Origin of the sequence: Billgrantia desiderata (genome assembly GCF_900108215.1) — a bacterium.
Lineage (GTDB): Bacteria > Pseudomonadota > Gammaproteobacteria > Pseudomonadales > Halomonadaceae > Halomonas > Halomonas desiderata.
The window spans coordinates 103,786-123,199 of record NZ_FNVC01000009.1 but is presented as its reverse complement, the minus strand read 5'-3'; the positions used below and the strand labels follow the sequence as shown (position 1 = coordinate 123,199).

Here is a 19,414-nt window from a genome sequence, read left to right as displayed (position 1 = left end):
CGGGTTTTTTTGTGGCAGGCAGCGGCGCTATTTGGCTGCAGCCAGCTCGGCCTGCTGGCTCCTGGCTCGCTCCAGCAGCGGCTTGAGGAAGCGCCCGGTGTGCGAGACTTCCATCTCGGCGACCTGCTCCGGGGTGCCCTCGGCGATGATGCGCCCGCCGCCGGAGCCGCCCTCGGGGCCGAGATCGACGATCCAGTCGGCAGTCTTGATCACATCGAGGTTGTGCTCGATCACCACGATGGTGTTGCCGTGGTCGCGCAGGCGGTGGAGCACGGCGAGCAGCTGGCGAATGTCCTCGAAGTGCAGCCCGGTGGTGGGTTCGTCGAGGATGTAGAGCGTCTTGCCGGTGTCGCGTTTGGCCAGCTCGCGGGCCAGCTTGACGCGCTGGGCCTCGCCGCCGGAGAGGGTGGTGGCGCTCTGCCCCAGGCGGATGTAGGAGAGCCCCACGTCGAGCAGCGTCTGCAGGCGGCGGGCGATGGCCGGCACCGGGCTGAAGAATTCCAGCGCTTCCTCCACGGTCATCTCGAGCACCTCGTCGATGCTCTTGCCCTTGTAGGCGATCTCCAGCGTCTCGCGGTTGTAGCGCTTGCCCTTGCACACGTCGCAGGGCACGTAGATGTCGGGCAGGAAGTGCATCTCGACCTTGATCATGCCCTCGCCCTGGCACGCCTCGCAGCGCCCGCCCTTGACGTTGAATGAGAAGCGCCCAGGCTTGTAGCCGCGTGAGCGCGCCTCCTGGGTGCCGGCGAAGAGCTCGCGGATCGGCGTGAAGATGCCGGTGTAGGTGGCCGGGTTGGAGCGCGGCGTACGACCGATGGGGCTCTGGTCGATGTCGATCACCTTGTCGAGCTGATCGAGCCCTTCGATGTGCTCGTAGGGCGCCGGGGTCAGCGTGGTGGCGTGATTGAGCTCGCGGGCGGCAATCGGCATCAGCGTGGAGTTGATCAGCGTCGACTTGCCCGAGCCGGAGACCCCGGTGACGCAGATGAACAGCCCCAGCGGCAGGGTCAGTTCGACGTTGCGCAGGTTGTTGCCGTGGGCGCCGGTCAGCCGCAGCTGCTTCTCCGGGTTGCCGGGGATGCGCCACTTGGGCACCTCGATGCGGCGCTTGCCCGACAGGTACTGGCCGGTGAGCGAGTGGTCGCTGGCCATCACCGCTTCCGGCGTGCCCTGGGCGACGATGCGCCCGCCGTGAACGCCGGCACCGGGGCCGATGTCGAGCACGTGGTCGGCGGCACGGATGGCGTCCTCGTCGTGTTCCACCACGATCACGGTGTTGCCCAGGTCGCGCAGATGGATCAGCGTCTTGAGCAGGCGGTCGTTGTCACGCTGGTGCAGGCCGATGGAGGGCTCGTCGAGGATGTACATCACACCCACCAGGCCGGCGCCGATCTGGCTCGCCAGGCGAATGCGCTGAGCCTCGCCGCCGGAGAGGGTCTCGGCGCTGCGCTCCAGGTTGAGGTAGTCGAGGCCGACGTTGACCAGGAACTCGAGTCGGGCGTGGATCTCGTTGATCACCTTCTGGGCGATCTCGCCCTTGCGCCCCGGCAGGGTCAGGCGCTGGAAGTAGTCCCAGGCCTCGCCGATGGGCAGCTGCACGATCTGCGGCAGGGTATGCTCGTCGACGAAGACGTGGCGGGATTCCTTGCGCAGGCGTGAGCCATGACAGCTGGGGCAGGGGCGGTCGGCGATGTAGCGCGCCAGCTCCTCACGTACCATGCTCGATTCGGTTTCGCGGTAGCGCCGCTGCATGTTGGGCAGTACGCCCTCGAAGGGGTGCTCGCGGGTCACGCGGCGGCCGCGGTCGTTGACGTAGCTGAAGGCGATCTCGTCGTCGCCGCTGCCGTAGAGCACGATGTCCTTCTCGTGGCGGGCCAGGTCCTGCCATGGCGTCTCGAGGGTGAAGCGGTAGTGCTCGGCGACCGCCTGCAGCTGGCTGAAGTAGTAGACGCTGCGCCGGTCCCAGCCCTTGATCACACCTTCGGCCAGGGACAGCTCCGGGTGGCTGATCAGCTTGTCGGGGTCGAACACCTGCTGCACGCCCAGGCCGTCGCAGGTGGGGCAGGCGCCGGCCGGGTTGTTGAACGAGAACATGCGCGGTTCGAGCTCGGCGATGGCGTAGCCGCACACCGGGCAGGCGAAGCGCGCCGAGAAGGTGATGTCCTCGGCCTCGCCATCCATGAAGTGCACCACGGCGATGCCGTCGGCCAGGTTGAGCGCGGTCTCGAACGACTCCGCCAGGCGCTGCTGGAGCCCCTCGCGCACCTTGATGCGATCCACCACCACGCTGATGTCGTGCTTCTTGTTCTTGTCCAGCGGCGCGATGTCGTCGAGCTCCAGCGCCTGGCCGTCGACCATCACCCGGACGAAGCCCTGAGCGCGCAGCTCGGCGAGCAGCTGTAGATGCTCGCCCTTGCGGCCCTTGACCACCGGGGCCAGCAGCATCAGCTTGCTGCCCTCGGGCAGGGCCAGCACCTGATCGACCATCTGCGAGATGGTGCTGGCCTCGAGGTCCTCACCGTGTTCGGGACAGCGAGGCGTGCCGGCACGAGCGAACAGCAGGCGCAGGTAGTCGTAGATCTCGGTGATGGTGCCGACCGTGGAGCGCGGGTTGTGGGAGGTGGACTTCTGCTCGATGGAGATCGCCGGCGACAGCCCCTCGATGTGATCGACGTCGGGCTTCTCCATCATCGACAGGAACTGTCGGGCGTAGGTGGAGAGCGACTCCACGTAGCGCCGTTGGCCCTCGGCGTAGAGCGTGTCGAAGGCCAGCGACGACTTGCCCGAACCCGAAAGCCCGGTGACCACGATCAGGCTGTCGCGGGGCAGCTCGACGTCGATCTGCTTGAGGTTGTGGGTGCGTGCACCCCTGACCACGATCCTGTCCATTCCCACCTCATGGTGCGCTGGCAAAACCTCGATTATACGCCTGCGACGCAATGCGCGCCAAAGCGCCGCTGGTCGGAACGTTTCCTGTGCGGGCCGGAATCGTTAGAATAGTCGGCTCATCTTGAGGGCTGCGGCCCGCCTACCCATGGAATCGTCTGACTCCCTATGCGCAAGCTCTCTGGACTGCTGCTAGCCTCCGAACGGCGAGCCATCACCGGCCTGGCCAGCCTGTATGCCACGCGCATGTTGGGGCTGTTCATGGTACTGCCGGTTCTGGCGCTGTACGCCGACGAGCTGGTCGGTGCCACGCCGCTGCTGGTGGGGCTGGCGCTGGGCGCGTACGGCTTGACCCAGGCGCTGCTGCAGATCCCCTTCGGCCTGCTCTCCGACCGCCTGGGCCGCAAGCCGGTGATCGCGGCCGGGCTGCTGCTGTTCGTGATCGGCAGCGTGGTGGCGGCCAATGCCGATACCATCGGCGGGGTGATCCTGGGGCGCTGCCTACAGGGCAGCGGGGCGGTGGCGGCGGCGATCATGGCGCTGCTGGCCGATCAGACCCGCGAGCAGGTGCGCACCGCGGCCATGGCCACCATCGGTCTCTCCATCGGCGTGGCGTTTGCCGTGGCCATGGTGCTGGGCCCCTGGCTGGCCGCGACGTTCGGCCTCTCGTCGGTGTTCTGGTTCACTGCCCTGCTGGCCGCATTGGGGCTGGTGGTATTGTGGAAACTGGTGCCCCCGGCGCCACGTCGGCTGCGCCATCGCGATGTGGGCATCGATCGCCGTCAGCTGGCCACCATGCTCACTCGCGCCGATCTGTGGCGGCTGGACCTGTCGATCTTTGCCCTGCACCTGGTGTTGATGGCGATTTTCGTTGCCGTACCCTTTCGTCTGGTCGAGGCGGGCATCGAGGCCGAGCGTCATGGCCTGACCTATCTCGGTATCATGGCGCTGGCCTTCGTCGGCATGGTGCCGCTGGTGGTCGTCGCCGAGAAGCGTCAGCGCATGCGCGGCATGAGTCTGGCGGCGATCGCCGCGATCTGTACAAGTCTGGTCGGGCTGGCCGCTTTCGCCACTGGCTGGTCGCTGTTCGCCTGGCTGCTGCTGTTCTTCGTCGCGTTCAATCTGCTGGAGGCGATGCTGCCTTCGATGTTGAGCAAGCTGGCGCCGGCCGGGGCCAAGGGCACGGCGATGGGCGTCTATTCCACCAGCCAGTTCCTGGGCGCCTTCTGCGGCGGCGTGCTGGGGGGCTTTCTGGCTCAGCAGTGGGGACTGTCAGCGGTGTTCGCCGGCAGCGCCGCGCTGGTCGGCATCTGGTGGCTGCTGATGCTGGGCATGCCCGCCGTGCCGCATCTGTCCAGCGAGGTGGTGGCCCTAGACGACGACCAGCACGGCGATGCCCTCGACACGCTGATGGCGAGTTTCGCCGAGGTGGCCGGCGTTGAGGACGTGATGGTCGTTCCCGAGGAGCGAGTGGCGTATCTTAAGGTAGATCGGCGTCGCCTCGACGAGGATGCCCTGGCGCGCCTGATCCGTTCGAGTCGCAACCGGGGCGGCTAGTCTGCCGCTTGGGCGTAGCTCCGGTCGGCCGTTTCATTACAATGCACATTCATTTGATAGAGGGAGTCCAGCATGGCCCGTGGCGTCAACAAGGTCATACTCATCGGCAACCTGGGGCAGGATCCCGAGGTGCGTTTCATGCCGTCCGGCAGTCCCGTCGCCAACCTGCGCGTCGCCACTACCGACACTTGGACCGACAAGCAGAGCGGCCAGCGCCAGGAGCGCACCGAGTGGCACTCGGTGGTGCTGTTCAACCGCCTGGCCGAGATCGCCCAGCAGTATCTGAAGAAGGGCTCTCGGGTCTATCTCGAGGGGCGTCTGCAGACGCGCAAGTGGCAGGGGCAGGACGGTCAGGATCGCTATACCACCGAGATCGTCTGCAACGACATGCAGATGCTCGATACCCGTAGCGGCGACTTCGGCGGCCAGGCGGGTGCCGGCATGCCGCAGCAGCAGGCTGGCTACGGGGCGCCTCAGGGCGCACCCATGCAGCAGCAGGGTGGCTATGGTGCTCCGCCGCCTGCTCAAGGTGCCGGCTTCGGCGGCGCCCCCCAACAGGGCGGCTATGGCGGTGGCCAACCCCAGCAGCAGCGCCCGGTGCAGGGCGGCCAGCCTCAGCAGGGCGGTCAGCCTCAGCAGGGCGGCCAGAAGCAGAACAACTACGGTGCGCCCGATCCCGGCAGCTTCGACGATTTCGACGACGAGATCCCGTTCTGACGCTGCTCGTCCCAGGCTGCCGGAGGCTATCGTGAAGCTGTTGGTACTGGATGCCGGCCACTGCCTCAACCTGGCGTTGGCCAGGCTGGCGCATCGGCGTAGTGACACCGAACTCGTCATCAGGCCCGGTTTGAACATCGATGCCGCGCTGCTGCGTGAGGTGGCGCCGGCTGCGGTGATCATTCCGCCGCTCTCGGCGCCGATGGAGATCGAGCCGGCCGCCGTGGTGGCGCATGGCGAGGGGGTGGACGCCTGCCTGGCAGCGTGCCGCGAGACCGATACGCCGCTGGTCTGGTGCGTCTCCGACCAGCTCTACCAGGACGGCTTCGAAACGCCCATCGACGAGCACGTGATTCCGGCGCCCCGCGACGAGAGCCTGCGTCGTCTGATCGCCATCGGCGACCGCATCCGTGCCGGCCATCCGCGCCATCTGATCGTGCGGCTGGGCCCGCTGTTCGCCCTGGAGGGCGGGCATGCCTGGCTCAGCGGGGTGATCGACAGCCTGGTTACCGGGGAAGAGGTGCGCGCGGCGCAGGATGTGGTCTTCTGTCCCACCGCCGCCGACGCCGTGGCCATGGCCCTGGTCGGCATGCTGCATCAGCTGGCCTGCGGCTCGAACGCCTGGGGTGCCTACCACCTGGCAGGCACGGAGCCGGTCAGCGCCTACACCTTCACCACTATGGTGCGCACCCAGCTTTCGACCCGGCTCGAGGGCCTGGGCGAGCAGATCGAGCTGGGCGAGGTCAAGCCGCTCAAGCATCACCATGACCAGCCGCTGCGCCGGGTGCTGAACTGTCGACGGGTGCTGGAGGCGTTCGGCGTGCACCAGAAGCCCTGGCGTCTGGAGGTGGGGCGTCTGCTCGACGAGTGGTGCCAGGCGCGCCGCACCAGCCGGCTCGATGAAGAGGGCGGCACGACCTCATGAATGTGTTGCGCAGCCTGCTGTTCTATTTCGGCTATTTTTTCGCCATCCTGGTCTGTGGCGTGCTGTTCCTGCCCATTGCACCGCTGCTGGGGCTGTCGGCACGCTATCGCCTGCTCAATCTCTACAACCATTTCATCACCGCCTGGTTCCGCTGGACCTGCGGCGTGACCTATCGGGTCCGCGGCAGAGAGCGGCTGCCGGCCGGGCCCTGCGTGATCCTGGCCAATCACCAGTGCGAGTGGGAAACCCTCTTCCTGCAGATCCTCAAGCCGCCGGTGTGCACGGTGCTCAAGCAGGAGCTGCTGCGTATCCCGATCTTCGGCTGGGGGCTCAGGCTGCTGCACCCCATCGGACTCGATCGCTCGAAGCCGGCGCGGGCCATGCGCCAGGTGTTGAGCCAGGGGGTGGCGCGCCTGCAGGAGGGGCTTTCGGTGTTGATCTTTCCCGAGGGCACTCGGGTGGATCCGGGCCAGCGCCGGCGGTACAACAAGAGCGGTGCCGTCATCGCCTGTCGTGCCGGTGTGCCGGTGGTGCCGGTGGCGCACAATGCCGGCGAGCGCTGGCCGGGGCGTCAGTGGGTGAAGAATCCGGGAGTGCTCAACGTGGTGGTGGGCGAGCCCATCGCGACCGAAGGGCGAACGCCCGAGGAAGTGCTGGTGGAAGTCGAGGCCTGGATCGAGGCGCGCCTGGCCGAGATTTCCGAAGTGCCGCGCCCGGCTGATGCCAAGCCAGCCGTGGGAGCCGGTATCGGCTGACCCATGCTGTTGGCCGGCTGACGTATGATGCAAGAGGCCATATGACGCAAAAGGCGCCCTGCGAGGGGCGCCTTTTGCGTTGGCGTGGGTCGTCTGCCTGGATCAGTCGCGGTAGCGCTGCAGTACCAGGCAGGCATTGGTGCCGCCGAAGCCGAAGCTGTTGGAGAGCACGCGATCCACACTGACGCCGTCGCGCAGACGGGTCACGATATCGAAGCCGGCCGCCTGATCGTCGAGCTCTTCCACGTTCGCCGAGGCGGCAATGAAGCCGTGCTCCATCATCAGCAGGGAATAGATGGTCTCCTGCACGCCGGTGGCACCCAGGGAGTGGCCGGTCAACGACTTGGTGGAGCTCATGGGCGGGGTGGAGTCGCCAAAGACCTCGCGAATGGCCTTGAGTTCGGCCACATCGCCCACCGGCGTCGAGGTGCCGTGGGTATTGATGTAGTCGATGGCGCCGTCGACGCCGGCCATGGCCTGACGCATGCAGCGTACCGCGCCCTCGCCGGAAGGGGCGACCATGTCGTGGCCGTCGGAGGTAGCACCGTAGCCGACCAGCTCGGCGTAGATCTTGGCCCCGCGTGCCTTGGCGTGTTCGAGTTCCTCGAGCACCAGCATGCCGCCGCCGCCGGCGATGACGAAGCCGTCGCGGGCCTTGTCATAGGGGCGCGAGGCCTTTTCCGGTGTGTCGTTGTATTGGGTCGAGAGCGCGCCCATGGCGTCGAACAGGCACGACAGCGTCCAGTGCTCCTCCTCGCCGCCGCCGGCGAAGACGATGTCCTGCTTGCCCAGTTGGATCTGCTCCATGGCGTTGCCGATGCAGTGGGCCGAGGTGGCGCAGGCGGAGGAGATCGAGTAGTTGACCCCCTTGATCTTGAACGGCGTGGCGAGACACGCCGAGACGGTGCTGCCCATGGTACGGGTGACCCGGTAGGGGCCGACCCGGCGCAGGCCCTTCTCGCGCATGACGTCGGCCGCTTCGACCTGGTTGGCGCTCGAGGCGCCGCCTGAGCCGGCGATGAGTCCTGTGCGCTCGTTCGATACCTGCTCGGGGGAGAGCCCGGCGTCCTCGATGGCCTGTGCCATGCTGACATAGGCGTAGGCCGCGGCATCACCCATGAAGCGGCGTAGCTTGCGGTCGATCAGGGCGTCGAGATCGATGTCCACGACCCCGGCGACATGGCTGCGAAAGCCAAGTTCAGCGTACTCCTCCTTGAAGCGAATGCCCGAGCGCCCATTCCGGAGCGCCTCGACGACCGCCTGCGGGTCGTTGCCCAGGCAGGATACGATGCCCAGGCCGGTGACTACCACTCGTCGCATGGAAGCCTCCTGTATCAGAAATTCGCGGTAGAGGTGAACAGACCGACGCGCAGATCGGTGGCCTGGTAGATATCGCGGCCATCGACCGACACGGTGCCATCGGCGATGCCGAGAATAAGACGCCGGGTGATGATGCGCTTGATGTCGATCTTGTAGGTGACCTTCTTGGCGTCGGGCAGGATCTGGCCGGTGAACTTCACCTCCCCACAGCCCAAGGCGCGGCCGCGTCCGGGATTGCCCAACCAGCCCAGGTAGAAGCCGACCAGTTGCCACATGGCATCGAGCCCCAGGCAGCCAGGCATGACCGGGTCGCCGGGAAAATGGCAGTCGAAGAACCACAGGTCGGGATGGATATCCAGCTCGGCGATCAGCTCGCCCTTGCCGAAGTCACCACCGTCCTCGTAGATGCGGGTGATGCGATCGAGCATCAACATGTTGGGCGCCGGCAGCTGGGCGTTGCCGGGGCCGAAAAGCTCGCCGCGGCTACATGCCAGCAGTTCTTCGCGTTCGAAAGAGTGTTGCTTGGTCACTGAGTCGTTCCGAGTCACAGTTGTAATGGGCCTTTCCGCATGCAGTGCAGCGGCGGCTTGGCGCAGAGCCGACCCGCCCGGGCGGCCCTGCCTAGTCTACTGGCCGTGGCCCTCGATTGCACGTCAGGCATGACGCGACCTTCACCACGGATTAAAGTGTCGGCGTCAAGTGTCGATACTGAATGCAGGGTCGATGCATTGCATGGGCGCACTTTACTCTCACCACCGTCATTGCGGGATCACACATGCGGCCATCCTCCGCCTTCAATCGACCGCTGCTCTGGGCTGCCATGGTAGCGCTGCCGGCCTGCATCTGGCTGCCCGACCCCGGTTTGCGGACGGTGGCGGTCGGTATCGTGGCTACCGGTCTGTGGGTGGCTTGGCGTCAGATCAAGCGCGATCGCCAGCACGCCGACCTGATGCAGCAGGCGCTGATGCTTTCCGAAGAGGGCGTGCAGATCACCGATGCCGACAATCGCATCCTCGCCGTCAATCCCGCCTTTACCCGGATCACCGGCTTCACCGAAGACGAGATTCGCGGGCTCAATGCCGCCAGCCTGGCGGCGGCGCGTCATGATGCGGCCTTCTTCAAGCGTTTCTGGCAGACCCTGCACAGCAAGGGGCGCTGGGAGGGTGAAATCTGGAATCGGCGCAAGCAGGGGGACGAATTCCCCGAGTGGCTGCGGGTCAAGGCGGTGACCGACGGCCGCGGTCGCATCACTCATTATGTCGGTACCTTTACCGACATCTCGGTGCACAAGGCCCGTGAGCAGGACCTGCGGCGCATCGGCTTCGAGGATCCCCTCACCGGGCTACCCAACCGCCGCCGCCTGCACGACCTGATGACCTCGCGTCTGCGCCATCTGCGCGCCGGCGAAAGCCTCGACATGGCGATCATCGACATCGACGGTTTCAAGTCGGTCAACGACAGCCTGGGCGTGGAGCAGGGCGACCGCTTGCTGGCCCGCTTCGGCCAGCGTCTGGCGCACCATGTAGCGGGCGGTGTCGTGGGGCGTCTGGGCGGCGACGAATTCCTGGCCATTCGCACCACCACCTTCGACGATCACGACAATTGGATCGCCGGCCTGCGTGACCACCTGGGAGAGCCGTTCGAGGTCGGCAGCAAGACCCTGCGTCTGGGACTCTCCATCGGCAGCTGTCGAGCACCGGAGGATGGCAAGGAGTCCGGCGTGCTGTTTCAGCGCCTGGAGTCGGCGCTCTATTCCGCCAAGCGCCATGGGCGCAACGTCAGTCGGCGCTTTCGTCCGGCCCTCGACGTGCAGGACTCACCGCAGATGGCGCTGGTCTACAGCCTGCGCGACGCCCTGGCCAACGGCGAACAGCTCGAGCTCCACTACCAGACCCAGCATCGCGTGATGGACGGGGCCGTGGTCGGCATGGAGGCGCTGCTGCGCTGGCGGCACCCGGAGCACGGCATGGTCTCGCCCGGCGACTTCATCCCGTTGGCCGAACGCCACGGGCTGATGGGGCCGCTGGGCAACTGGGTGATCGACGAGGCGCTGGCGCAAATGGCGCGCTGGCGCGAGATGGGGCTCCCGCAGCTGCCGGTATGGATCAATATCTCGGCGATCCAGATGTTTCAGGGCGAACTGGAAGCGGCACTCGCCTCTGGCCTGGCCCGGCATGGCATCGAGCCCGCCCAACTGGGGCTGGAGCTCACGGAGTCGGTGCTGCTCGACGAGCGCGCCGGCGACATCGTGCCGCGGCTGGAAGCGCTGCGCGCCAAGGGGCATCGCATCGCCATCGACGACTTCGGTATGGGCTATTCATCGCTGAGCTATCTGAAGAACCTGCCGCTGGACAAGCTCAAGCTCGATCGCGCCTTCATCCACTCGCTGCCCGACGATCCCGCCGATGCCGCCATCGTCAGCGCGGTGCTGGCCATGGCGCGTGGTCTGGCACTCGACGTGGTGGCCGAGGGCGTGGAAACCCGCGGGCAGCTCGACTTTCTGCAGCGGGCCGGCTGCCGCCTGGTGCAGGGGTATCTCTACTCCCGGCCGGGGCCGGCGGAGGTGATCGAGGCCCAGTGGCAGGCGCTCAAGACCGATTCGGCGGGGCTGATGCTACGCGCCGAGCCCACTGCATAGCGCCGAGCTAGCTGCATGGCGCTGGGCTCACTTCAGGGTGCCATGCCAGGACCACGCCGTGGGGCGCGCGCCGGGTTTGGCCAGCAGCAGCTGGCTGGTGCCGATGGTACGTTCGGTGAACCCCGCTTCGCAGTAGCACAGGTAGTAGCGCCACAGGCGAATGAAGCGCTCGTCGTAGCCCAGCCGCTGCACGGTATCCAGGTTGGCGTCGAAGCGGTGACGCCACTCGCGCAGCGTGCGGGCGTAGTGGGAGCCGATCTCCTGCAGGGCCACCAAGTTGAGCGAGGTGCGCCGGGTCAGGCCGTCGAGTATGGCGCGGTGCGAAGGAAGAAAGCCGCCGGGGAAGACGTGGCGCTTGATGAAGTCCACCTCCCGCCTGGCCGCCTCGTAGCGCTGGTCGCGAATGGTGATGGCCTGCAGCATGGCCATGCCGTCGTCCGCCAGCAGTCGATCCAGCGTGGCCAGGTAGGTGTCCAGGTACTGATGGCCGACGGCCTCGATCATCTCCACCGAGATCAGGCGGTCATAGCGGCCTTCGAGTTCGCGGTAGTCCCGTTGCAGCACCTCGACCCGGGACTCCAGGCCCGCTTCGCGCACGCGCTGCCGCGCATGCCGATATTGCTCGCCGGAAATGGTCGTGGTGGTGACCCGGCAGCCGCGGGTCAGAGCGGCATGGATGGCCAGGCCGCCCCAGCCGGTGCCGATCTCCAGCAGATGATGCTGCGGCTGCACGTCGAGTTGGGTCAGCAGCAGGTCGAGCTTGTGGGTCGAGGCCGCCTCCAGGCTGGCTTCCGGATGCGGGAAGACGGCGCTCGAATACATCCAATGACGCTGATCGAGGAACAGGGCGAAAAGCTCGTTGCCGATGTCGTAGTGAGCGGCAATGTTGCGCCGGGCGCGGCTTCGCGTGTTGCCCAGCAGTCGTTGGCCCAGGCTGGCCAGCCAGATGCCTGCCCGCGCCACTCGCGAGCCCACATCGCCGTCGAGCTGCTCCATGTTGATGGCACATAGCCGAATCAGGCTGACCAGGTCGTCGACGTCCCAGTCGCCGTCGACGTAGGCTTCGGCTGCGCCGAGGCTGCCCCCCAGCGCCAGCCGCCGCCATGCCCTCGCCCGACGCACCACCAGCGTGACCTGCAGCGGGCCACCCTGTCCCAATCGGTGACACTGGCTGCCCTCGATCAATGTGATGGTGCCGCCCTCCAGGCTGCCGAGCTGAGCCAGCATGCGCGGCCGGAGCCAGCGTATCAGGGCCGATTCGGATTCGGGCAGCGGCCGCTCGGGGTGAGTGCGGAGCATGTTCACGGCGTGGTCTCCTTGCGCTGTGGGTGGTCGTGGACGGGTACCCCCTTGGCCCAGAGCCTGAGTGCCTCGTAGTGGATGGCAGCGAGGGTCTTGAGATTCATCCAGGGCTGGCGTGCCAGGGCGGCGAGCAGCGCCGAGCGCGTCGCGGGGCGCATCGTCAGGGTCAGACTGGCATCGAAGTGACGCTCTCCCTGACGCCAGGTCTCCATGTGCAGGGCCAGCGTCTCGCCCGGGGTGACGAAGCGCCAGCGGTAGGTCATGTCCAGCGGCATGAAGGGCGAGACATGCAGGCTCTTGGTGAACTCGGCGGCGTGGGCATGCCGCCCCGGCTCCACGGCACAGGCATAGCGAGTTCGCTCCCGCCATGGCGTGTTGGTCACCTCGCCCAGCACGGCGCCCAGGGCGCCGCCCTCCTCCTCGCGGTGATAGAGGTAGTAGAGCGAGATGGGGTTGAAGCCCGAGCCCAGCGTGCGCAGTTGGGTGAGCAGGCAGACCCGCCCTTGGGGCGCCTGGCCGAGCTGGCGGTACACCTCGGCCCGTGCCACCTCGGCCAGGGGTGGGGCGAACGGCGTCAGATAGTCCTCGCGACGAAAGCGGGCCAGGGCCGGGCGGCGGGCGCTGAAGCCCGGCACGCCGTCGAACAGCTCGGGAAGCTCGTCGAGGTCGAGCCACATCATCCACACCGCATATTCGAAGCGATGACGGCGGGGCAGGTGGCGACGATGCCGCAGCCTGCCATGGCAGACACGCGAGCGCGGATGGGCCGTCATGGGCTGAGCGCTGCCATGCTGGGCGTGCCCAAGGCGCGCGTGCCGTTTTCGTCGCAGCCCAGCGCGTGGGCCACCCGCAGCGCGCTCCACACCCCGTCTTCGTGAAAGCCGTTGCGCCAGTAGGCGCCGCAGTAGTGGGTACGTAGTGGGCAGCTCGAGATCTCGCCATGCCGGGCCTGGGCGTGCTGACCGGCCAGGCTGAACTGAGGGTGGGCGTAGCGAAAGCGCCCCAGCACTTTGCCAGGGTCGATGGCGCCGGTGTCGTTGAGGGTGACGCAGAAGGTGTGCGGCGCCTCGAGCCGCTGCAGGATGTTCATGTTGTAGGTCACCGAAGCGCGAGCATCGTCGCCGCGACCGTCCAGGCGGTAGTTCCAGCTGGCCCACGCGCGTGGGCGCCGCGGCAGCAGACGGGTGTCGGTGTGCAGTACCACTTCGTTGTCGGCGTAGGGCAGTGCGCCCAGCACCTCTCGCTCGGCCAGGCTGGCATCCTCGAGCAACCGCAGCGCCTCGTCGGCGTGGCAGGCCAGCACCACCTGATCGAACCCTTCCTGGCCCCGCGAGGTGGTCAGCACGACGCCGTTGGGGCGGCGGCGAATGCCTCGTACCGGCGTGGCGAGCCGGATCCGCTCGGCGTAGGGCGCCGTCAGGCCGGGGATGTAGGTGCGTGAACCGCCGACCAGGGTGTACCACTGGGGGCGCTGGCGCAGCGACAGCAGGCCGTGATGATGGAAGAAGCGAACGAAGAACAGCGCCGGCATGCGGCGCATCTCCCCCAGGCTTGCCGACCAGATGGCCGCGCCCATGGGCAGCAGGTAGCGGCGCTGGAAGTCGCTGCCGAAGCTCCAGGTGTCGAGATACTCGGCCAGGGTCAGCGCCGCCGGCAGCCGCTCGTACCTGAGGTCGTCGCTGGCCTGGCGATTGAAGCGCAAAATGTCGGCCAGCAGGCGGTAAAAGCGCGGGCTGGTGAGGTGGCGACGCTGCGCGAACAGCGAGCCGAGGGTATGGCCGTTGTATTCGAAGTCCCGCTGCGTCTCGTGCACGGAAAAGCTCATCTCGGTGGGCTGCACGGCCACGTCGAGCTGTGTGAGCAGGCGCTGGAAGTGCGGGTAGGTACGGTCGTTGAAGACGATGAAACCGGTGTCGATGGCGTAGTGGCGCCGGTCGAGTTCGACGTCCACGGTGGCGGTATGTCCGCCCAGCCGCTCCGCCGCCTCGAACAGGGTGACCTGATGACGGGAGCTGAGGTACCAGGCAGCGGCCATGCCGCTGATGCCGCTGCCCACCACGGCGATGCGCTGGTTGGGAGCGGCCGGGCCGGGCTGAAACGAGGCGGTCATGGGTCAGGTCTCCATGGCGGGATGACACACCAGCCGTTTGCCCAGGCGATAACGCAGCGGCGGCGGCAGCAAGCCGAGCAGGCGGAGGCCGTAGGTGAAGCGGCGGGGAAAGTGAATGTCGAGGCGACGCTTCTCCAGGCCGGTGACGATGGCCTGGGCCGCCGCTTCGGCCGAAATTCGCATGGGCATGGCGAAGTCGTTGCGCGCGGTCAGCGGCGTGGCGACGAAGCCGGGATGTATCACGCTGACGTCGATGCCCTCATGGGCCAGGTCCAGGCGCAGCGACTCGAGATAGTGGCTCAGGGCGGCCTTCGAGGCGCCGTAGGCTTCGGCCCGCGGCAGCGCCAGGTAGGCCGCGGCGCTCGAGGTCGCCGCCAGCTGAGGGCGCCTGCCGGTCTGACGAGCCTGGCGCAGCAGCGGCAGCGCGGCGCTGATGCAATACACTGCACCGAAGAAGTTGACCGCAAAGACGCGCTCGACGAGAGCGCTGTCCAGGTGTGGCGCATCGAGGTATTCGCAGGTGCCGGCGTTTAGCACCGCCAGGTCGAGGCGACCGAAGAGATCGCCCAGGTGGCGACCGGCCGCTTCGACGGCGCCACGGTCGGTCACGTCGAGGGGCAGCGGCAAGGCATTGTTTCGACCCTCGCACAGCGCCTTGAGCGCCGGCTCGCTGCGGCCGCTCAGCGCGACCAGGTGGCCCCGGTCGAGCAGGCGCAGCGCCACGGCACGACCGATGCCCGAGGTGGCGCCGGTTAGCCAGATCCGCCGTGTTTCGTTGGGAGACGTCATGCCTGCTCCTCGCTGCGTGAGCCCGTGCGCTAGTTCGCCATCCGTCGCTTCAGCCAGCGCACCATGCCGCCGAGGACGGGCAACTGCTCGTAGAGCATCACGCCGGCGTCGAAGTAGTCGCGATGGCGACTGACGCGCCCGGGATGACGGGTCGAGAAGGTCAGCTGCGAGCAGCCTTCCACGGCGACGGAGTTGCCCCCGGCCAGGCGCGGATGTCTCAACTGCATGGTCCAGGTGACATAGGCCTGTTGCTCCACCCTCACGCTGTCGTGAAAGACGAAGCGGCACTCTGTCACGTTGTCGTACAGCTTGAGGAAGTGCGCCTCGAGCGCTTCTACCCCCTCGATCCGATGGAATGGATCGATGAAGGTCACATCGCGAGTATATAACTCGTACAATAATTCTGTACAGTTTTTGTCTAGTTTGTTGAAAGCGGCGCAGAAGGCCGCCAGGGGGTCGTCCCGGTGCATGGCGATATCTCCGTGGTCGAGGGTAATGCGTGTGGTCAGGTGCCGGGTGGCAGCGACTTGAAAGCCTCCAGCGCGCGAGCGCGTGCCGCCTTGTGATCGACGATGGGGCGGGGATATCCCACCTGCTTGCACTGTGCGACGCTGGGGGAGTGGCGATCCCGGGGCGGCAGTTCCGCCAGTTCGGGCACGTACTCGGCGATGAAGCGGGCGTCCGCATCGAAGCGGCGCGATTGGGTGGTGGGATTGAAGATGCGAAAGTAGGGCGCCGCATCGGTGCCGGTAGAGGCAGCCCACTGCCAGCCGCCGTTGTTGGCACAGAACTCGCCGTCCACCAGATGCTGCAGGAAGAACGCTTCGCCTCGTCGCCAGTCGATCAACAGATGCTTGCTCAGGAACATCGCCGCGATCATGCGCAGGCGATTGTGCATCCAGCCGGTGCGTACCAACTGGCGCATGGCAGCGTCGACGATGGGGTAGCCGGTACGCCCCTCGCACCAGGCATGGAAGCCGGCTTCGTCAACCTGCCAGGCCAACGCCTCGGTGTGGCGCTGGAACGCCCGGTGGCGGCAGACCCGGGGGAAGCCCGTCGCCACGTGGTGGTAGAACTCACGCCACACCAGTTCGTTGACCCAGCTGACGATGCCGGCATCGCCTTCCGCCAGACTGCCGTCGTTTTCGCTCAGCGCCGCCTGCAGGCACTGACGATGCGAGATCATGCCCAAGGCCAGGTAGGGGGATAGTTCGCTGGTCCCGGCCAGGCCCGGAAAGTCACGCTGGGTGGCGTAGTGGCGGGCCCGGAAGCGCAGGAAGCGCTCCAGGCGGTCGGCCGCCGCGGCCTCGCCCGCGGGCCAGCGCTCGGCATCGACGGGGGGCGCGGGCAGCGTGGGCGGTTCGACCCGCTCGGCGGCGATACCCGGGGATGGCTGCGGCGCCGGTGTCTCCCGCAGCGCCAGACGCTCGGGCGTCAGCTGGCGCTGCCAGGCCCGCGCGAAGGGGGTGAATACGCCATAGAAGTCGCCCTTGCCGGTCAGCAGTTCGCCTGGGGCGAAGGCCACGCTGTCGTGGTGGCCCCTGGCCGTGAGGCCGGCGTCGGCAAAGGCCCTTGCCACGGCCCGGTCGCGACGCTGCTCGTCCAGCGGGTACTCAAGGTTGAAGTGCAGCTCGTCGGCGCCGATCTCGCGCGCGATCTGCAGCAGCGCGGCAGGGGCGTCGTCGAAGCCGGCAATGTCCCGGTGCAGCAGCGGGATGCCGAGGCCGGCCAAGCCTTCCTTCAGGGCGACGACGCCGCGATGCCAGAAGTCGAGCTTGTTGGCGCCGTGCCCATGGCGCTGCCAGTGCGGCAGGCTGCGCAGAAAGACGGCGACCACCGGGCCGCGCCGCGTTGCGGCTGCCAGCGCCGTGTTGTCATGAATGCGCAGGTCGCTGCGAAACCATACCAATGCGCGGGTCATGGCGGTCGCCTCGCCGAGGGTCAGGCGTCCTGGATCAACGACCGCAGGCGCGCCATGGCCTGAGGCAGGTCGTCGCCCAGCAGTTCCACCAGGCTGTCGGCCAGGTCGCCGTCACGGATGCGCGCCACGGGGCCGCACAGGCCCAACGGGGCGTCGAGCTGCTCGGCCAGCCGTGGCAGCTGGCGGCGAATCAGGTCGGCCCGCTCGGCCCGGCCGCTGACCAGCAACACTGCCGCTGCCTGCAAGCGCTCGACGGCCAGGGGAAGTTCGCTGAAGGGCAAGGCGCTGTCGAGCAGTTGGATACGATAGCCGGCATCGCTGGCGGCCAGGGCGGCCAGCAGCAGCCACAGCGTCCCCGGGTCGTCGGGCAGCGGTACGATCAGCAGTAACGGCCCTCTGGCGAGCTGGTTGGCGTGGTAGAGGCGTATGCCGATGCGGGTGCGCAGGAAGGACTCCAGGCAGCGGCGCTGCAGGCTGGCGCCGAGCTGGTCGCGCCAGCGCTCCTCGAGCTCGCGTGTCACCGGCTGCCACAGCTCCGTCAGGCAAGTGGTCACGGGGTAGAGCGCCAGGCTCTGGGTGAACAGGGTCTCCATCTGGCCGCGATCGAGTGCCTCGACCGCGGCGACCAGCTGGCGCTGCTGGCTGGGCCAGTCGCCCGAGGCGGGTTCGGGGGTCGGCGCAGAGGCGGGCTGGTCGATGAGCTCCTTGACCTGGCTGACCGGTACGCCACGGCTCAGCCATTGCAGAATGCGCTCGACCCTTTCGATGTCCTCGCGAGCGTAGAGACGGTGCCCCTTGGGGGTGCGCTGGGGGCGGATCAGGCCGTAGCGTCGCTCCCAGGCGCGCAGGGTCACCGAGTTGACGCCGGTGATTCGGGACACCTCGCGAATCGGGTAGAGCGGTGTGTCGGCCGGGTGGCCCCCCTTTGCGGTCATGCGTGCCTCTGCTCGTTTGTTGTGTGGACCTTGCCATCCCTGGATTCGTCTGCCTGGCTGGCCGTCGTTACGGGTGGCAGCAGAGAATATTGTACACTACTCGAACGGTGTACAACTGATGACGGTCATGGTCAAGTCGGCAGTGCTTCCCCCGCCTGCTCGGCGATCACGGCGGCCAGGGCCTCGACGAAGGCCGGATGCTCGCCCACCGGGGGCAGCAACTGCAGATCGACGCTGGGGTGAGCGGAGCGCAGCGCCTCGACCTGGGCCGGCACATCCTTGCGCAGGTGACGCCCGGCGGCGAAGAATAGTGGCAGGATCTCGGCCCGCTGGATGCCCGAGGCGGCAAGTTCAGCCACGGTACTTTCCAGTGAGGGTTCGCTAAGCTCCATGTAGGCGAGCTTCAAATTCGCCTCCATGCGGGCGGCGAGCGCCTCATGAAGGCGTTCGAACGGGGCCCGCCACTTGGCGTCGCTAGAGCCGTGGGCGAGAAGGATCAGGCTGTAGGACATGGTTGTCTCCCGAAAGCAGGCAGGATGCTGGCAGGTCGGCGCCCCGGCGCTACCAGGGCTCTTGCAATTGTCGCCAGCATAGCAGAGGTGTACAACGGCTGTATAACGAAAGGCAGCGGTGCGGAGGGGTTGCGATGCGGGTACTGATCACGGGTGGCAGCGGTTTCGTCGGGCAGCGTCTGTGCCTGCGCTTGAAGCAGGCCGGGCATCGCCTGCAGGTGGTGTCGCGCGATCCGGACGCGGCCAGGAGCAAGCTGCCCCAAGGCGCCGACATAAGGCGCTCGGTGCTCGACTTCGTCGAGTCGCCCCCGGATGCCATCGTCAACCTGGCGGGCGAGCCGATCGCCGCCCGGCGCTGGAGCGACGAGCAGAAGAACCGGCTGATCGACTCACGGGTCAACGTCACCCGCGATCTGGTGATCCTCTGCGAGCAGCTCAAGCAGGCCAACGGCAAGGCGCCCGGCGTCATGGTCTCGGGCTCGGCCATGGGCTATTACGGCGATCAGGGTGAAGTGGAGGTCACCGAACAGACCCCACCCCACGATGAGTTCGCGCATCGCCTGTGCAAGCGCTGGGAGGATACCGCCAGAGAGGCGGCGGATTTCGGCACGCGGGTGGCGCTGCTGCGCACCGGGCTGGTGCTGGATACGGGCGGAGGCAGCCTGGAGAAGATGCTGACGCCCTTCAAGCTGGGCTTCGGGGGACGCTTCGGCAGCGGTCGCCAGTTCATGCCCTGGATCCATCGAGAAGATCTGGTGCGCAGCATCCTGTTCCTGCTCGAGCGCGACGATCTCGAGGGGCCGTTCAATGGCAGCGCACCGCATCCCGTCACCAACGCCGAGTTCACACGTACCCTGGCCAGGCAGCTGCATCGCCCGGCCGTCATGCCGGTGCCGGCCATCGTGCTGGAGACCGCCTTCGGCGAGATGGCGCGGCTGTTGCTGACCGGTGCCGACATGCGCCCGGCACGCCTGCTCGAGGCTGGGTTCGAGTTTCACTTCCCGACCCTCGAGCAGGCGCTGGCCGATATCCTCGGCAAGTCCTGAC

17 protein-coding genes are annotated in these 19,414 nt (G+C 67.2%); 6 read left to right on the top strand and 11 right to left on the bottom strand.

The features are described from left to right. Window positions 1–27: 27 nt before the first annotated feature. A complete protein-coding gene (gene uvrA, locus C4S71_RS10535; RefSeq protein WP_086508000.1) occupies window positions 28–2,889 on the bottom strand; it encodes an excinuclease ABC subunit UvrA in 2,862 nt (953 codons plus the stop codon). 165 nt (window positions 2,890–3,054) lie between these two features. On the opposite strand from uvrA, the gene C4S71_RS10530 reads away from it, so the two are divergent. The 4 genes from C4S71_RS10530 to C4S71_RS10515 all read left to right on the top strand — a co-directional run bounded on the left by C4S71_RS10530 (window position 3,055) and on the right by C4S71_RS10515 (window position 6,840). Continuing rightward, window positions 3,055–4,443 carry an MFS transporter gene (locus C4S71_RS10530; RefSeq protein WP_086508001.1) on the top strand — a complete coding sequence of 463 codons (1,389 nt, stop codon included), beginning with the start codon at window positions 3,055–3,057 and terminating at the stop codon, window positions 4,441–4,443. Between the two features lie 72 nt (window positions 4,444–4,515). Further along, window positions 4,516–5,160: a single-stranded DNA-binding protein gene (ssb, locus tag C4S71_RS10525; RefSeq protein WP_086508002.1), complete on the top strand. Its 645-nt coding sequence runs from the start codon at window positions 4,516–4,518 to the stop codon at window positions 5,158–5,160. A gap of 31 nt (window positions 5,161–5,191) precedes the next feature. Beyond that, entirely contained in the window at window positions 5,192–6,085 is an 894-nt protein-coding gene (locus C4S71_RS10520; RefSeq protein WP_086508003.1) for a sugar nucleotide-binding protein, read from the top strand. Continuing rightward, the gene (locus C4S71_RS10515) at window positions 6,082–6,840 is read left to right on the top strand and encodes a lysophospholipid acyltransferase family protein (protein WP_103969104.1); all 759 of its coding nucleotides are present in this window, start codon (window positions 6,082–6,084) and stop codon (window positions 6,838–6,840) included. The genes C4S71_RS10520 and C4S71_RS10515 overlap by 4 nt, the downstream gene beginning before the upstream one ends. 102 nt (window positions 6,841–6,942) lie before the next feature. On the opposite strand, the gene fabB is transcribed toward C4S71_RS10515, so the two are convergent. Then, a complete protein-coding gene (gene fabB, locus C4S71_RS10510) occupies window positions 6,943–8,160 on the bottom strand; it encodes a beta-ketoacyl-ACP synthase I (protein WP_103969103.1) in 1,218 nt (405 codons plus the stop codon). Window positions 8,161–8,174: 14 nt separating this feature from the next. Next, window positions 8,175–8,690, bottom strand: coding sequence for a 3-hydroxyacyl-[acyl-carrier-protein] dehydratase FabA (gene fabA, locus C4S71_RS10505; protein WP_103969102.1), 516 nt, complete (start codon window positions 8,688–8,690; stop codon window positions 8,175–8,177). A gap of 245 nt (window positions 8,691–8,935) precedes the next feature. Here fabA and C4S71_RS10500 point away from each other — a divergent pair, with 245 nt between their 5' ends. Beyond that, window positions 8,936–10,798 (top strand): putative bifunctional diguanylate cyclase/phosphodiesterase, encoded by a 1,863-nt coding sequence (locus tag C4S71_RS10500; protein ID WP_086508007.1) that lies wholly within the window; start codon window positions 8,936–8,938, stop codon window positions 10,796–10,798. Between the two features lie 27 nt (window positions 10,799–10,825). Here C4S71_RS10500 and C4S71_RS10495 read toward each other — a convergent pair whose 3' ends face one another. The 8 genes from C4S71_RS10495 to C4S71_RS10460 form a co-directional block, all read right to left on the bottom strand. After that, the gene (locus C4S71_RS10495; RefSeq protein ID WP_422666849.1) at window positions 10,826–12,103 is read right to left on the bottom strand and encodes an SAM-dependent methyltransferase; all 1,278 of its coding nucleotides are present in this window, start codon (window positions 12,101–12,103) and stop codon (window positions 10,826–10,828) included. Next, window positions 12,100–12,873 (bottom strand): DUF1365 domain-containing protein, encoded by a 774-nt coding sequence (locus C4S71_RS10490; RefSeq protein ID WP_103969101.1) that lies wholly within the window; start codon window positions 12,871–12,873, stop codon window positions 12,100–12,102. Before C4S71_RS10490 ends, C4S71_RS10495 begins: the two co-directional genes overlap by 4 nt. Next, a complete protein-coding gene (locus tag C4S71_RS10485; RefSeq protein ID WP_103969100.1) occupies window positions 12,870–14,210 on the bottom strand; it encodes an NAD(P)/FAD-dependent oxidoreductase in 1,341 nt (446 codons plus the stop codon). The genes C4S71_RS10490 and C4S71_RS10485 overlap by 4 nt, the downstream gene beginning before the upstream one ends. Window positions 14,211–14,213: 3 nt before the next feature. Further along, complete coding sequence (locus C4S71_RS10480) at window positions 14,214–14,999, bottom strand: SDR family NAD(P)-dependent oxidoreductase (protein ID WP_103969099.1); 786 nt, start codon at window positions 14,997–14,999, stop codon at window positions 14,214–14,216. Window positions 15,000–15,028: 29 nt separating this feature from the next. After that, entirely contained in the window at window positions 15,029–15,469 is a 441-nt protein-coding gene (locus tag C4S71_RS10475) for a nuclear transport factor 2 family protein (RefSeq protein WP_103969098.1), read from the bottom strand. A gap of 35 nt (window positions 15,470–15,504) precedes the next feature. Beyond that, entirely contained in the window at window positions 15,505–16,920 is a 1,416-nt protein-coding gene (gene phrB / locus C4S71_RS10470; protein WP_103969097.1) for a deoxyribodipyrimidine photo-lyase, read from the bottom strand. 20 nt (window positions 16,921–16,940) lie between these two features. Further along, on the bottom strand, window positions 16,941–17,855 hold the full coding sequence (locus C4S71_RS10465) for a MerR family transcriptional regulator (RefSeq protein ID WP_086508013.1): 915 nt from the start codon (window positions 17,853–17,855) through the stop codon (window positions 16,941–16,943). Window positions 17,856–17,986: 131 nt separating this feature from the next. Continuing rightward, window positions 17,987–18,367 (bottom strand): sirohydrochlorin chelatase, encoded by a 381-nt coding sequence (locus C4S71_RS10460; RefSeq protein ID WP_086508014.1) that lies wholly within the window; start codon window positions 18,365–18,367, stop codon window positions 17,987–17,989. 134 nt (window positions 18,368–18,501) lie between these two features. Between C4S71_RS10460 and C4S71_RS10455 the strand changes: the two genes are divergently transcribed. Next, the gene (locus tag C4S71_RS10455) at window positions 18,502–19,413 is read left to right on the top strand and encodes a TIGR01777 family oxidoreductase (RefSeq protein WP_086508015.1); all 912 of its coding nucleotides are present in this window, start codon (window positions 18,502–18,504) and stop codon (window positions 19,411–19,413) included. The last annotated feature ends 1 nt before the right edge of the window (window position 19,414 follow it).